Origin of the sequence: Thiomicrorhabdus heinhorstiae (assembly GCF_013391765.2) — a bacterium.
Lineage (GTDB): Bacteria > Pseudomonadota > Gammaproteobacteria > Thiomicrospirales > Thiomicrospiraceae > Thiomicrorhabdus > Thiomicrorhabdus heinhorstiae.
Genome location: NZ_JACBGI020000009.1, coordinates 57,296 through 71,600, shown reverse-complemented (window position 1 = coordinate 71,600; position 14,305 = coordinate 57,296). Strand labels below are relative to the sequence as shown.

The 14,305-nt window shown below is 50.9% G+C and carries 14 protein-coding genes; 11 read left to right on the top strand and 3 right to left on the bottom strand.

The features are described 5' to 3' along the window. Positions 1-41: 41 nt before the first annotated feature. From purU to H8792_RS06475, 11 genes are all read left to right on the top strand, one after another. The gene (gene purU / locus H8792_RS06525; protein WP_185978141.1) at positions 42-893 is read left to right on the top strand and encodes a formyltetrahydrofolate deformylase; all 852 of its coding nucleotides are present in this window, start codon (positions 42-44) and stop codon (positions 891-893) included. An 8-nt stretch (positions 894-901) separates the two neighbouring features. Next, entirely contained in the window at positions 902-2,143 is a 1,242-nt protein-coding gene (locus H8792_RS06520) for an FAD-dependent oxidoreductase (protein WP_185978140.1), read from the top strand. 19 nt (positions 2,144-2,162) lie between these two features. Continuing rightward, entirely contained in the window at positions 2,163-2,432 is a 270-nt protein-coding gene (locus H8792_RS06515) for a sarcosine oxidase subunit delta (RefSeq protein ID WP_185978139.1), read from the top strand. Continuing rightward, on the top strand, positions 2,422-5,319 hold the full coding sequence (locus H8792_RS06510) for a glycine cleavage T C-terminal barrel domain-containing protein (RefSeq protein ID WP_185978138.1): 2,898 nt from the start codon (positions 2,422-2,424) through the stop codon (positions 5,317-5,319). The genes H8792_RS06515 and H8792_RS06510 overlap by 11 nt, the downstream gene beginning before the upstream one ends. Continuing rightward, entirely contained in the window at positions 5,316-5,804 is a 489-nt protein-coding gene (locus H8792_RS06505) for a hypothetical protein (RefSeq protein ID WP_185978137.1), read from the top strand. The genes H8792_RS06510 and H8792_RS06505 overlap by 4 nt, the downstream gene beginning before the upstream one ends. Next, positions 5,794-7,128, top strand: coding sequence for a type III glutamate--ammonia ligase (glnT, locus tag H8792_RS06500; RefSeq protein WP_185978136.1), 1,335 nt, complete (start codon positions 5,794-5,796; stop codon positions 7,126-7,128). The genes H8792_RS06505 and glnT overlap by 11 nt, the downstream gene beginning before the upstream one ends. A gap of 12 nt (positions 7,129-7,140) precedes the next feature. Then, a complete protein-coding gene (locus tag H8792_RS06495) occupies positions 7,141-8,040 on the top strand; it encodes a class II glutamine amidotransferase (RefSeq protein WP_185978135.1) in 900 nt (299 codons plus the stop codon). Between the two features lie 37 nt (positions 8,041-8,077). Further along, entirely contained in the window at positions 8,078-8,755 is a 678-nt protein-coding gene (locus H8792_RS06490) for a GltB/FmdC/FwdC-like GXGXG domain-containing protein (protein WP_185978134.1), read from the top strand. 31 nt (positions 8,756-8,786) lie between these two features. After that, complete coding sequence (locus H8792_RS06485; RefSeq protein WP_185978133.1) at positions 8,787-10,109, top strand: FMN-binding glutamate synthase family protein; 1,323 nt, start codon at positions 8,787-8,789, stop codon at positions 10,107-10,109. A gap of 57 nt (positions 10,110-10,166) precedes the next feature. Further along, positions 10,167-11,036 (top strand): bifunctional methylenetetrahydrofolate dehydrogenase/methenyltetrahydrofolate cyclohydrolase FolD, encoded by an 870-nt coding sequence (folD, locus tag H8792_RS06480; protein WP_185978132.1) that lies wholly within the window; start codon positions 10,167-10,169, stop codon positions 11,034-11,036. 99 nt (positions 11,037-11,135) lie between these two features. Further along, positions 11,136-11,837, top strand: a complete 702-nt coding sequence (locus H8792_RS06475; RefSeq protein WP_185978131.1) for a type 1 glutamine amidotransferase — start codon at positions 11,136-11,138, stop codon at positions 11,835-11,837. A gap of 107 nt (positions 11,838-11,944) precedes the next feature. Here H8792_RS06475 and H8792_RS06470 read toward each other — a convergent pair whose 3' ends face one another. The 3 genes from H8792_RS06470 to H8792_RS06460 form a co-directional block, all read right to left on the bottom strand. Then, on the bottom strand, positions 11,945-12,391 hold the full coding sequence (locus H8792_RS06470) for a GNAT family N-acetyltransferase (protein ID WP_185978130.1): 447 nt from the start codon (positions 12,389-12,391) through the stop codon (positions 11,945-11,947). Between the two features lie 99 nt (positions 12,392-12,490). Further along, positions 12,491-13,744, bottom strand: a complete 1,254-nt coding sequence (locus H8792_RS06465) for an ammonium transporter (protein WP_185978129.1) — start codon at positions 13,742-13,744, stop codon at positions 12,491-12,493. A 49-nt stretch (positions 13,745-13,793) separates the two neighbouring features. After that, entirely contained in the window at positions 13,794-14,132 is a 339-nt protein-coding gene (locus H8792_RS06460) for a P-II family nitrogen regulator (RefSeq protein ID WP_185978128.1), read from the bottom strand. Between the last annotated feature and the right edge of the window lie 173 nt (positions 14,133-14,305).

Sequence of the window (14,305 nt, the reverse complement as noted above, 5' to 3'; positions counted from 1 at the left end):
ATATTTATTATATGAATTAAAGTTTCTTGAAAGGAAAAATAATGGAAAGGAATTCATATGTGTTAACGATTTCTTGCCCGGATCGAGTCGGAATAGTGGCGAGAGTCTCCTCTTTTCTTGCAGAGCATAATTGCATGATCGCGGAAGCGAATCACCACGCCGATACCTATTCAGGGCAGTTTTTCATGCGTAATGAAATCACCGATATTCAGATCAGTGACGAGGAGTTCAGGGAAGGATTCTCGAAAATTGCCGATGAGTTTCAGATGAGCTGGAAGTTGAATTCGACTTGTGTGAAAAAACGCGTCATCTTGATGGTCAGCAAACAGGATCACTGTCTGGCGGATCTTCTATATCGCTGGAGCAGTGGAGAGCTTGAGTATGATATTCCGTGCGTCATTTCCAATCATTTGGATATGAAGGGGCTGGTCGAGTGGTACGGCATTCCGTACATTCATGTCCCGGTTACTCCCGAGAACAAACCTATGGCGTTTGCCGAAGTGGTTCGCTGGGTTGAGCACTATGAGGCCGACACCATTGTGCTGGCGCGTTATATGCAGATTATTCCGCCTGAATTGTGTCAGAAATATCCCGGTCAGATCATCAATATTCATCATAGCTTTCTGCCTTCCTTTATCGGCGCTAAGCCGTATCACCAAGCGTATGAACGCGGTGTGAAATTGATCGGCGCAACTTGTCATTACGTTACCGAAGATCTGGATGCCGGACCGATTATCGAGCAGGATGTTGCTCGGGTCTCGCACAGCGAATCGGCTGATCAGATGGTGGTGCTTGGCAAGGATGTCGAAAAGAACGTTTTGGCACGCGGCTTGAAGTATCACCTGCAAGATCGTGTATTGGTTTACGGCAATAAGACTGTCGTGTTCGCTTAGGAGGCAAAATGCCGCTCAGATTAGTTAAATATGCCTGGAAAAAATCGGAAGACGAACCGCGCTTTTTCCCCGATGAAAAGCCGCTGAAAAAAGCCTATGACGTCGTGATTATAGGTGGCGGAGGTCACGGTATGGCCTGTGCTTATTACCTGGCTAAAGAGCACGGTATCACTAATGTTGCCGTGTTGGAGCAAGGTTATATCGGCGGAGGAAATACCGGTCGTAACACCACCATCGTACGTTCCAATTACCTGACTTCGGAAGGGGTTAAGTTTTATGACGAGAGCTTAAAACTGTTTGAAGATTTGAGCGACGACTTCGATTTGAATATTTTCTATTCGACGCGCGGCCACTTTACTTTGGCGCACACAGACAGTGCCATGCGCACCATGAGATGGCGTGCCGAGGTCAATAAACATCACGGCATCGACAGCGAAGTGGTCGATGTCGATACCATTAAAAAAGAAGTGCCGTACATGGATATGAGCTGCAATGGTCAGCATCCGGTGATGGGAGCTTTGTACCATGCGCCAGGTTCGGTCGCACGGCATGATGCGGTTGCCTGGGGCTATGCCCGCGGTGCGCAGATGCGCGGGGTGGAGATTCATCAGAAAACTCGCGTGACCGATATTAAAACCAAAGGCGGCAAAGTGGTTGGTGTCGAAACCGACCGCGGTTTTATCGAGGCTAAAAAAGTGGTGTCGATGGTAGCCGGTTCGACGCCGAGAATCACCGAAATGCTTGATATAGAAACCCCGATCGAGATTTTCCCTTTGCAAGCGTGTGTGACCGAGCCGGTTAAGCCGTTTATGGACACCATCGTGGTTTCCGGCAGCTTGCATGTTTATGTCAGCCAGTCGTCGCGTGGCGAGTTGGTCATGGGGGCGTCGGTCGACCCGGCAGAACTACACTCTACGCGCTCGACATTGGATTTTGTCGAAGGGTTGACCGATCAGATGATGGACCTGTTTCCGTTTACCAGTCGCTTGAAGATCATGCGTCAGTGGGCAGGCATGAGCGACATTACTCCGGATTTTGCGCCGATTATGGGCAAAACCGACGTGGAAGGTTTCTACCTGGATGCCGGTTGGGGAACCTGGGGCTTTAAGGCGACGCCGGTCAGCGGCAAAACCATGGCTTATACGGTGGCGAACGATATGCCGCATGAGTTGATCAAGCCGTTCAGTCTGGATCGCTATTCGAAATTTGAACTGGTCGGCGAAAAAGGCGCGGCCTCGGTCGGACATTAAAGGACGCGGGAGAAATATTATGAAATTTGTCACTTGTCCAAGTCTGGGTAGACGTGCTTTGAGCGAGTTTAACTACGGCGGTCGTTTAGAGCGGGAGCCGGATCAGGAAACTGTCTCCGAGAAGGAGTGGGCCGACTATGTTTTTTATCATAACGGTGCGCCGAAAACCCAGATTGAATGGTGGTATCACCGCCCAACGGGAATTTGGTTTTTGTTTGAACGAAATACGTTGACCGATCGAATTACCAAGGTCGATTTTGCGAATAAGGGAATATCAAATGAAGCTTAGACTTTCGCCGCAACCGTTGGAGTGGATCGATCGCAAGAATCCTCTGACCTTCACATTTGAGGGCAAAGAGGTGACCGGTTTTGCCGGAGATGTTGCCAGTAGTGCTTTGTGGTCCGAAGGCAGTAAGGTTCTGGGACGCAGTTTCAAATACCATCGCCGTCGCGGTCTGTTGAGTTTTGCCAATCATGATGTCAACGCCTTGTTTCAGGCGCCGGACATGCCGAATGTTCGCGGCGATGTTACTCCCGTGCAGGAAGGACAGATGTTTACCGCTGTCAATACTTTCGGTTCTCTGGCCAGTGACAAAGGCTCGCTGGTTGAGCTGATCGGAAAATTTCTGCCGGTCGGTTTCTACTATCGGGCTTTCTATTCGCCGAAATTCCTGTTTCCTAAATGGGAGCGATTGATCCGTGAAATGGCCGGTCTGGGCAAGGTCGATACCAGCTGGACGGAGAGTCGCCAGCCAAAACGTTACCGTCACTGTGATGTGGCGATTATCGGTGCCGGGCCTTCCGGAATGGCGGCAGCAATTGCTGCGGCCGAACAGGGTGTCGACGTTTGTCTGATTGACGAGAATCCTTATATCGGCGGTTCGTTGGATTATCAGTATGTCAATGAAGAAGCTCTGTCTGAAACGCGTTCGTCTCTGAAATCGACCATCGAGTCGATGGCGAATATTCAGGTGATTGCTTCGGCTTATGTCGCAGGTTATTACGGCGACCACTGGTTGGCGGTCAACACCGATCAGGGATTGATTAAATTATCCGCTCAGTCGGTCGTGGTGGCGACCGGTGTCTTCGAACAACCGGCGGTGTTTCGCAATAACGATTTGCCGGGTGTAATGAATGCTTCGGCGGCGCAGCGTCTGATGTCACGCTATGCGGTAGCGCCCTGCAAAGAAGCAGTCATTCTGACGGCCAATCCTGAAGGTTATCGTGCGGCGCTGGATATGCACAAAAACGGTCTGGTAGTTAAAGCGATTCTTGATACTGGCAGCACGGACAGCGAATGGGTTGAGCAGGCCAGACAGTCGGGCATTCCGGTATTTGAGCATGCGACGATCGTTGAGGCGAGCGGTAGAAAAGCGTTGCAAGCCGTAACTTTCTCTGTGGACGGGGTTGCAAAACAGCTGGCGTGCGACGGCTTATTAATGAGTGTTGGTTGGGCACCGGCCGGAGCGCCGCTGTATCAGGCGGGAACGAAATTCGCCTACAGCCATACGCTAGAGCAGTTACTGCCGGTTTCTCTGCCGGAAGGGGTCTATGCCTGCGGTCGAATTAACGGTGTTTTCGATATTCTGGATCAATTCAAAGACGGCGAGCAAGCCGGACTGGCGGCAGCCTTGTATATGCAGGGTAAAGAGACTCCGGAATTGAATGATTATGCGGCGCAGATGGCGCATTCTCATCCTTATCCGATCTGGCAGCACCCGAAAGGCAAAGAGTTTGTCGATTTCGACGAAGATATCCAGTTCAAAGATTTGAAAGGGGCGATTGCGCAAGGTTTCGACAATATTGAATTGATGAAACGCTTCTCGACTATCGGTATGGGGCCGAGTCAGGGCAAGCACAGCAATATGAACGGCATTCGTATTCTGGCGAAATTGACCGGTAAAACCATCGATCAGACCGGCTCGACGACGGCCAGACCGATGTTTCATCCTACGCCGGTTTCCCATCTGGCGGGGATGCGTTTCCGTCCGGAACGTCTGACGCCGATGCATGCTTTTCATCAGTCAGTGAACGCCTGTTTTATGGAAGCCGGTAACTGGTTGAGACCGGAATATTATCCAAGCGAAGCAAGCCGCGAAGCATCGATTGCCGCGGAAGTCGCGGCAGTGAGAGGTTCGGTCGGTCTGATCGACGTGTCCACTTTGGGCAAGTTGGAGGTGTTCGGTAAGGATGCCGTCGAATTAATGGATCGTCTGTACACCATGCGCATGTCGAATATGGCAATCGGCGCCAGCCGTTATGCGTTGATGGTCGACGATTCCGGCGTGGTTATCGACGATGGGGTTGCAGTGCGTTATTCGGACGAGCATTTTTATGTGACTACTACGACTTCGTCGTCGGACTCCGCTTATCGAATGATTCAAAAGAAAGTGATCGAATGGGGCTTGCAGGTAACGGTTCTGAACCGTACCGGGCAGATCGGTGCCATGAACCTGGCCGGACCGAACAGTCGCAAGATTCTGTCGCAACTGACCGATCTGGATCTGTCGAACGAAGGCTTCCCGTATCTGGTGATGCGCCGAGCCAAGGTAGCAGGTGTGGATGCGACCTTGATCCGAGTCGGGTTCGTCGGCGAACTGGGATATGAAATCCATGTCGACTCGATGGATGCACTACAGGTTTGGGATGAGCTGATGCGTGTCGGAGAGGCATTCTCGATTAAGCCGTTCGGTGTCGAAGCGCAGAGAATGCTGCGTTTGGAAAAAGGCCACATTATCGTCGGTCAGGACACCGACGGTCTGACCAATCCGTTCGAAGCCAATATGCCGTGGTCGGTGCATTTTAAAAAGCCGTACTTCCTGGGCAAGCCGAGTCTGATGAAGTTGAAAAACGAACAGCAGCGGATTCTGGTCGGTTTCGAGCTGTTGTCTGCCGACAGAAATGCCATGCCGCTGGAGTCGAATCTGCTTATTGAAGATGGCGAGATGATCGGACGAGTCACCAGCATCGGCCGCAGTGCAGCTCTTGGCAAAGTGATCGGCTTGGCGATGATCTCGATCGATTATTCCAAGCCGGATGGCGAATTGCACATCAAGTTAAGCGACGGCCGGCTGGTTAAAGCCAAGGTGGTGAAAACCCCTTTCTATGACCCGGACGGATTGTTGCAGAAGCCAGACGAAGAAGTTCATAACAAAGAACAGGGAGCCGCGGCATGAGTTTGCAGATTTCTCAAAAAAACGTGCCGGGATTGCTTCATCTTCGCGGCAAGAAATTAAACGAAATATTGGCGTCGTTCGATGCGGCGGATCTGCAGGTCTTCCAATACAAATCTTTGGCGGAGAATCAATTCGTCGCCAAGCTGGGTGAAGAAGAGCTGTATGTTTGTGCCGACGGTTCGGTCAGTGTTTCGACAGAACATAATCAATATGCGTTCCGCAGAGGGGATGCAATTTTCGAAGTGGCAGGAAACTGGAAAAACTTAATGGCGGAAGTCTGTATTTACGATTTTCGTCAGAGTTGTCCGGGTGATTTTCTGATGGTTGCGATGGCTGGGATTTCCGCCTGGTTATTGATTCCGGAAGAGGGCAAGCCGCTCATTCTAGGGTGTGATCCGACTTTCGGTCACTACTTGCTCGAAACCTTAACCAAGCAGATTGAAACATCCCCTTTTCTCAAAACGGAGCGCGAAAATGACGATTGAAGAAGCGAAAAAATTCTTAGAAGACAACCAGATTAAATTCATCCTGGCTCAATTTGTCGACATCCATGGTGTCGCAAAAACCAAATCTGTGCCAGCCTGCTGTCTGGAAGATATTGTAGAAGATGGCGCGGGATTTGCCGGGTTCGCGGTCTGGGGTATGGGTATGGAACCGCACAGTGCCGATTATATGGCTAAGGCCGACTTGAGTACCCTGAGCATTATTCCTTGGCAGCCTGGTTATGCGCGTGTTGCTTGTACCGGCTATGTTAATGACGAACCTTACGAGTACGATACCCGTTACATCATGTTGCAGCAGATCGAGCGCCTGGCGGAAAAAGGCTGGACTTTAAATACCGGCATAGAACCGGAGTTCAGTCTGTTGAAGCGTAGTGAAACCGGCCATCTGGTTCCGTTCGACGACAGCGATATATTGGATAAGCCGTGTTACGACTATAAAGGTTTGTCGCGCTCGCGTGCTTTCCTGGAGAAGTTTGTCGACTCTTTACAGCAGGTCGGTTTCGATGTCTATCAGATCGACCATGAAGATGCCAACGGTCAGTTTGAAATCAATTACACCTATTCGGACGCCAAGACCTCGGCGGACCGCATTACGTTCGTACGTATGGCCGGAAGCGAAATCGCCAACGAAATGGGCATGATCTGCTCGTTTATGCCGAAACCGAATGCCAACCGTACCGGTAACGGTTTCCACTTCCATCTGTCGATCACCGATGCCGACGGCAACAATCTGTTTAAGGATGAATCCGACGAAAATAATCTTGGTTTATCGGAGCTGGCTTACCACTTCTTGGGCGGTTTGATGCATCACGCCAAGTCCTTGTGCGCCTTTGCCGCACCGACGGTCAATTCCTACAAGCGTCTGGTGGTAGGGCGTTCGCTTTCCGGGGCGACCTGGGCGCCGGCATTTATCAGCTACGGCGACAACAACCGCTCGGCGATGGTGCGTATTCCGTACGGTCGTCTGGAATTCCGCTTGCCGGATACCGGTTCCAACCCGTACCTGGTGACTGCAGCGATTATCGCAGCCGGTCTGGACGGCGTAGCGAAAAAGCTTGATCCTGGCTCGCCGCACAACATTAACCACTATGCGTTGTCTTTCGAAGAGCTTAAAGAACTGGGTATCGATACTTTGCCGCAGTCTCTATCGGAAGCGTTGGATGAGCTGGAAGCGGATCCGCTGTTTGAAGAGCAGTTCGGAAGTAGTTTTATTAAAGAATTTATCAATGTTAAACGCATGGAATGGGTCGAATACCAGCGTCATGTATCCGATTGGGAATTGAACCGTTATGCAGAGTATTTTTAAAGGAGAAGGCGCATGTGTGGAATTGTAGGGTTGTATTTGAAAAATAGCGCACTTGAGAGTCAGCTCGGCAAGCTGTTCGAGCCGATGATTATTGCCATGACCGGGCGTGGCCCGGATAGTGCCGGATTTGCCATTTACGGTGATGAAGTGTCCGAAGATATGATCAAGCTGACGCTGCAGCATGAAGACGAACATTACCCTTGGCACGATCTGGCGAGTTTGCTGGAAGAGACCTTCGGCACTTCGGTATCGGTATTGCATAACGCCAATGCAGCGGTTTTGAAATTGGCGGCGGAAGAAGAACCGGTACGTAAAGTGATCGAAGAGTTCGATTCGAGTATTCGCATTATGAGCGTCGGACGCTCGATCGAAATTCTCAAAGAAGTCGGTCTGCCGGAAAACATTGCTGAGCGTTTCAACCTGGCGGGGATGAAAGGTACCCATATTGTCGGTCATACGCGTATGGCGACCGAAAGCGGCGTGACCATGGAAGGTTCGCATCCGTTCTCGACCGGGATGGATTTGTGTCTGGTGCATAACGGTTCCTTGTCGAACCATAACCGTTTGCGTGAAGAGCTGGAACACAAGGGGATTCATTTCGAAACCGAAAACGATTCCGAAGTCGCGGCCGGCTATCTGACCTGGCGTCTGCGCGAAGGTGCCAGCGTTGAAGAAGCTTTGCAAGGTGCCATCGAAGATCTGGACGGTTTCTTTACCTTTACCGTCGGAACCAAGGACGGTTTTGCGGTAGTTCGCGATCCGATCGCCTGTAAGCCGGCGGTGATGGCGGAGACGGACGACTATGTGGCAATGGCTTCCGAGTATCACGCCTTGTCGACTTTGCCGGGGATCGAAAACGCCAAACTGTGGGAACCGGATCCGGGCAAAGTTTATTTCTGGGGCAAAGGCTAATTAACGACGGAATACGTATAAAGATAAAGGAATTACCATGGAATTCGATTTAAAAACCCATTCGGTTCGTGAAGTGAATCAAGCTCTGCACGATCTGCCGAAAGATCAGGAAACCGAAGTTGTCGTCAACGGTATCAGTGGCGACCATAATATTGCCGTCGGTATGGATCAGCCTGCCAAGATTACTCTAAACGGTCATGTCGGCTATTTTTGCGCCGGCATGAATAAAGAAGCTGAAATCGTCATTAACGGTAATGCCGGACAGGGGCTTGCCGAAAACATGATGTCCGGCAAGGTGCATGTTAAAGGCAATGCCAGTCAGTCGGCTGCAGCGACCGCGCACGGCGGTCTGCTGGTGGTGGACGGCGATGCGGCGGCGCGTTGCGGTATTTCGATGAAAGGAGTGAACATTGTCGTTAAAGGGTCGGTCGGCCACATGAGCGCTTTTATGGGACAGTCCGGTTGTCTGGTGGTTTGCGGTGACGCCGGGGAAGCTTTGGGCGATTCATTGTATGAAGCTCATTTGTATGTCAAAGGAACGGTGGCTTCTCTGGGAGCGGATTGCATTGAAAAAGAGATGCGTCCGGAACACGTCGAAGAGCTTTCCGCACTTTTGAAAGAAGCCGGTTGTGACGACGATCCGCACGATTTTACCCGTTACGGTTCTGCTAGACAGTTGTATACCTTCAAAGTTGATAATGCATCAGCTTACTAAATTGAGTCGATAGAGAATAAAGGAGTCTGTTATGACAATGGAAAAACCAGGATTAATCGAATCGGCTACATTCAGTCGCGATGTCATTCATGAAATTCAGCGTGCTGCGGAAACCGGTATTTACGATATCCGCGGTTTCGGAGCCAAGCGCAAAGTACCGCATTTTGACGATCTGCTGTTTTTAGGTGCCAGTATGTCTCGTTACCCTCTGGAGGGGTATCGCGAGAAGTGCGGAACGGACGTAACTTTGGGGACGCGCTTCGCCAAGAATCCGATCAAACTGGATATTCCGGTAACGATTGCCGGGATGAGTTTCGGTGCACTTTCGGCAAATGCCAAAGAGGCTTTGGGGCGCGGTGCGAACATGGTCGGAACCAGTACCACTACCGGTGACGGCGGGATGACTCCGGAAGAGCGCAAAACTTCAAAAACTCTGGTGTATCAATATCTGCCGTCGCGCTACGGAATGAATCCGGACGATCTGCGTAAAGCCGATGCCATCGAAGTGGTGCTGGGCCAAGGTGCCAAGCCGGGCGGCGGCGGTATGTTGCTCGGGCAGAAGATCACCGATCGTGTGGCGCAGATGCGTAACCTGCCGAAAGGTATCGATCAGCGCAGTGCGTGTCGTCACCCTGACTGGACCGGGCCGGACGATCTGGCAATCAAGATTCTTGAATTGCGCGAAATCACCGATTGGAAAGTGCCGATCTATATTAAAGTCGGTGCAACCCGTACCTATTACGATGTCAAACTGGCGGTTAAGGCCGGAGCGGATGTAATCGTCGTCGACGGTATGCAGGGCGGTACGGCCGCGACGCAGGATGTCTTTATCGAACACGTCGGGATTCCGACCATGGCGGCCATTCCGCAGGCGGTGCGCGCTTTGCAGGAAATGGATATGCATCGCAAGGTGCAACTGATCGTCTCCGGCGGTATTCGCAGCGGTGCCGATGTTGCCAAAGCGATGGCGCTGGGTGCGGATGCGGTTGCGATCGGAACGGCGGCGTTGGTTGCCCTTGGTTGTAACCATCCGAAGTGGGATGAGGAGTACCGTAAAATCGGCTCGGCTGCCGGTTTTTACGACGACTATCATGAAGGGAAATGTCCGGCGGGAATTTCGACTCAGGATACGGAACTGGCATCGCGTTTGAACCCGGAAGAAGCCGGTCGCCGTTTGGCAAATTATCTGCATGTTTTGACGATGGAAGCACAAACGCTGGCGCGTGCCTGTGGTAAGTCACATCTTCATAATCTTGAGCCGGAAGATCTGGTAGCCTTGAACGTAGAGGCGGCGGCTATGGCCGGCGTGCCTCTGGCCGGTACAGACTGGATTCCCGGTCGATCCGGTTATTGAAGGCGGTGTGAGTTTGTTCGGGCCTTTGTCAAGGTAAATACCTCGGAGTTGTGAAGCATGAGTGCGAAGATTATTGACGGAAAGGCGGTTTCCAAAGCGGTGCGTGCCAAGATCAAGGAGCAGGTGGATATGCGGCGTTCTCAAGGATTGAGAGCGCCGGGACTGGCGGTGGTTTTGATCGGTGACGATCCGGCATCTTCGGTCTATGTCAACAGCAAGAAAAAGGCGTGCGAGGAGGTGGGGTTCGTTTCCAAGTCCTGGCACTGGCCGTCCACGACGACTCAGGCGGAGTTGCTGGCACTGATCAAACAATTGAATGAAGACCATTCGATTGACGGCATTCTGGTGCAGCTGCCGCTTCCGGAGCATATTGAGGCGGAAACGGTGATCGAAAGTATCCATCCGGACAAGGATGTCGATGGTTTCCATCCATACAATATCGGGCGTTTGACGGTGCGAATGCCGACTTTGCGCCCGTGTACACCCTATGGTTGTATTACGCTGTTAAACCATTACGGTTTATCGGCGAAGGGCAAGCATGCGGTCATTGTCGGAGCCTCGAATATCGTCGGACGACCGATGTCGTTGGAACTGCTTTTGGCCGGAGCCACTACAACGGTCTGCCACCGTTTTACCGAAGATCTGCAAACTCATGTCGGGATGGCGGATATTCTGGTGGTTGCAGTCGGTAAACCCGGATTCATCCCGGCCGACTGGTTGAAACCCGGGTGCATTGTGATCGATGTCGGTATCAATCGTTTGCCAGACGGTACCCTGACCGGTGACGTCGATACGGCGGCTTTAGATATTGCCGGTTATGTTACGCCGGTTCCCGGCGGGGTAGGTCCCATGACCATCGCGACCTTGCTGGAAAATACTCTGGTAGCCTGCGAACGCCATCAGCAAAGCACGTATTTTTCGTCCTAAGCGTCGTCAAGCGTTTATACCCAAGTTCTATTTTTACTTTGAATGCCATGCTATCCGTTTTGGATGCATGGTTTTTTTACTGTTGGAGGAAACAGAAATATGAAAGTTGCCGTTTTGGTTCATGCTCCTTTCGAGCGTTTGGGGCAGATAGAACTTTGGCTTAAAGAACGTGCTGCTGAGATTCATTACGTCAATTTATATGAAGAGGGATTTTGTTATCCCGCTTTGGATATGATTGATATGGTGATTGTTCTGGGTGGTCCGATGAGTGTAAACGATGAGGATGACTATCCATGGTTGGTTGGCGAAAAAGTCTTTATCCGCCAAGTGATCGCCGAAGATCTGCCGTTGTTGGGAATCTGCCTCGGCGGGCAATTGATCGCCACCGCTTTGGGGGCGAAAGTCACCAATAATCCTGAGGTGGAAATCGGTTGGCATCAGATCGAAAAGGTGATTGAAGATGACTCCGTATTTCACTTTCCCGCCTCATTGGAGATTTTTAACTGGCACGGCGAAACTTTCGAATTGCCTCCGGGAGCGAAACGTTTGATTCAAAGCGGCGTCTGCGCAAATCAGGGCTTTCAGATCGGTGATCGGATTATCGGTCTGCAGTGTCATCCCGAAGTCACACGCAAAGAGATTCAAGAGTGGATCGATGAAATCGGCGGGCAGATGGTCGAAGGCGATTATGTGCAGAGCCCCGAGAAGATGATGGCGGACGTTGAGCGGAAAGCGGAAACGGTTCGGCCGGTGCTGTTTGCACTGCTGGATTATCTGTCTTCGGCCGCTCAAAGGGTTTAAATATCCAAGTGTTGTTCCAGACGGGGGGTCGGTTGATTGCCCGTGCTTCTTTTCGGCTTACCTCTATATTCCTTTCTTTAAAGCAAACCATACAGCCTAAGTACAAATTAAATCGGCTTGCTGAAAATTCCGAGCTGGGTCTTGGTAAATTCCTGTTTTAGATAAAAATGGATTGCAGCCTGATTTTGCAGGTCATAAGCCAGTTGCATGCGGTTGCAGCCATTGTTGCGGCACCATTGGGTGATCGCTTCCATTAACAGGTGTCCGACACCTTTACCCTGAAAATCGGGGTGGACGATCACGTCTTCGATCCAGGCGGATTTCTGTCCGGTGGCAGTTGAATAGACCCATTGGGCCGTGCACATGCCGATAACCTTGTCTTCGCTGAGAGCCAGCAAGGCGCCACAGTTTTCGTCTGCGACGATGTGTTCGAATGCTGTTCGATGTTTAACTGGATCGAAGTTGAAATCGACCTCGATGGCAAACAGAATACGCAGCAGTTCGACCATCGGAGAGATGTCTTGCGGTTGCGCCGGTTGAATTAAAATCGTCATGGATGTTTCCTGTTTTTTATTTCCGTTCGGTATTGGTTTACGTTAAGTAAAAAGGCCGCATTAAGCGGCCTTTGACTTTAAGAGATCCAGTTGGATATCTTATTGTTTATGGTCAAACTCAGGGTAGGCTTCCATTCCGCATTCTTTGAAGTCCATACCTTCCAGCTCTTCCTCTTTGGATGGGCGCAGTCCCATAGTCTTATCGATGATATACAGAACGATTAGAGACGCGACGAACATCCATGCAAAGGTTGCGACCGTTCCGATCAGCTGACCCATAAATGTTGCATCTTCGTTACTGAATAATACCGCGAAGATACCCCAGATACCAACGGTACCGTGAACCGAGATCGCACCGACCGGATCGTCAAGTTTGATTTTATCCATCAATAGAACCGAGAAGAAGACGATCGCGCCACCGACGGCTCCGACGAAGACCGCCAGTCCTGGAGACGGAGCCAAAGGCTCGGCGGTGATGGCAACCAGACCGGCCAGAGCACCGTTGATGACCATGGTCAAATCGGTTTTATCGAATTTGATTTTGCTCAACAGAGCGGCAACAATCATCCCGGCAGCCGCGGCAGCGTTGGTGTTAACGAAAATTTTCGCAACCGCATTCGCTTCATCGACATTGGCAACTTTCAACTCGGAACCACCGTTAAATCCGAACCAGCCCATCCATAGAATGAACATCCCCAGCGTTGCCATCGGCAGGTTGGCACCAGGAATCACGCGTACTTCACCTTGTGGTCCGTAGCGACCTAAACGAGGTCCGACCATAATGACGGCAGCCAGAGCGGCAGCGGCACCGGCCATGTGAACGACAACGGAACCGGCGAAATCCTGGAAGCCAAGCTGATCCAGCCAGCCGCCGCCCCATTTCCAGTAACCTTCCATCGGATAGATGATCGCGGTCATGACAATAGCAAAGATCAGGAACGGCCACAGTTTCATACGTTCAGCAATGGCTCCGGATACGATCGACATGGTTGCTGCAGCGAATACCGCCTGGAAGATAAAGTCGGACATGCCTGAGTAGTAAGGTGCGTCGTCGCCACCGGCAATCACGGCATCAACTGTATTGTCGGCACCTAGCAGGAAGCTCAGATTCGGCAGGTAAGCGCTGATCGGATCTCCCGGATACATCACGTTGTAACCGACAAATAGATAGGCGGTACATGCAATGCTGTATAGCAAGGCGTTTTTAGTCAGGATTTCAACGGTGTTTTTGCTGCGGACCAGACCGGCTTCAAGCATGGCAAAGCCGGCGGCCATCCACATGACGAAGACGGCACTGACTAGAAAATAGAAAGTGTCGAGAGCATAAGAGAGTTGTAAAAAGTTGCTGTCCATAAAGTTACCTCAGTTGAGTTCCCTCATAAGTTTAAGTTTGTAAATTGAATTAAAGGGCTGCCTCACCGGATTCGTTAGTCCGGATGCGCACAGCATTGTCGACTGGAGATACGAATATTTTTCCATCTCCGACTTTTCCGGTTTTGGCGCTCGAAGCAATCGTGGAGACCACATCTTCAAGTTGCTCGTCGAGAACTACCAGCTCCAGCATGACTTTCGGAATAAAATTGATGGCGTATTCCGTGCCACGGTAAATTTCCAAATGACCCTTCTGTCGACCATATCCCTTCACTTCACTCACTGTCAGTCCGTTAACACCGATTTCGGTTAAAGCTTCGCGGACTTCGGACAGTCTGTAAGGGTGTATGATCGCTTTGATTAATTTCATCAGCGACCTCCAGGAAGAATGGGGTTAGAAGAATGAGGGCGGTTTGCAGGTCCACCCTCTGGGATTGGTATGGAACAAATATACCGAGTGGATAATAGAGAGTTTCTTGCCAGAATGAAAAAGTGTTTTTAATTCAACGGTATAGTGATTTTATTTTACTTTTGAGAACAAAA

Excerpts from the sequence above, each read along its gene's own strand:
- purU (WP_185978141.1), top strand. The coding sequence starts at position 42 with ATGGAAAGGAATTCATATGTGTTAACGATTTCTTGCCCGGATCGAGTC.
- H8792_RS06520 (WP_185978140.1), top strand. The coding sequence starts at position 902 with ATGCCGCTCAGATTAGTTAAATATGCCTGGAAAAAATCGGAAGACGAA.
- H8792_RS06515 (WP_185978139.1), top strand. The coding sequence starts at position 2,163 with ATGAAATTTGTCACTTGTCCAAGTCTGGGTAGACGTGCTTTGAGCGAG.
- H8792_RS06510 (WP_185978138.1), top strand. The coding sequence starts at position 2,422 with ATGAAGCTTAGACTTTCGCCGCAACCGTTGGAGTGGATCGATCGCAAG.
- H8792_RS06505 (WP_185978137.1), top strand. The coding sequence starts at position 5,316 with ATGAGTTTGCAGATTTCTCAAAAAAACGTGCCGGGATTGCTTCATCTT.
- glnT (WP_185978136.1), top strand. The coding sequence starts at position 5,794 with ATGACGATTGAAGAAGCGAAAAAATTCTTAGAAGACAACCAGATTAAA.
- H8792_RS06495 (WP_185978135.1), top strand. The coding sequence starts at position 7,141 with ATGTGTGGAATTGTAGGGTTGTATTTGAAAAATAGCGCACTTGAGAGT.
- H8792_RS06490 (WP_185978134.1), top strand. The coding sequence starts at position 8,078 with ATGGAATTCGATTTAAAAACCCATTCGGTTCGTGAAGTGAATCAAGCT.
- H8792_RS06485 (WP_185978133.1), top strand. The coding sequence starts at position 8,787 with ATGACAATGGAAAAACCAGGATTAATCGAATCGGCTACATTCAGTCGC.
- folD (WP_185978132.1), top strand. The coding sequence starts at position 10,167 with ATGAGTGCGAAGATTATTGACGGAAAGGCGGTTTCCAAAGCGGTGCGT.
- H8792_RS06475 (WP_185978131.1), top strand. The coding sequence starts at position 11,136 with ATGAAAGTTGCCGTTTTGGTTCATGCTCCTTTCGAGCGTTTGGGGCAG.
- H8792_RS06470 (WP_185978130.1), bottom strand. The coding sequence starts at position 12,391 with ATGACGATTTTAATTCAACCGGCGCAACCGCAAGACATCTCTCCGATG.
- H8792_RS06465 (WP_185978129.1), bottom strand. The coding sequence starts at position 13,744 with ATGGACAGCAACTTTTTACAACTCTCTTATGCTCTCGACACTTTCTAT.
- H8792_RS06460 (WP_185978128.1), bottom strand. The coding sequence starts at position 14,132 with ATGAAATTAATCAAAGCGATCATACACCCTTACAGACTGTCCGAAGTC.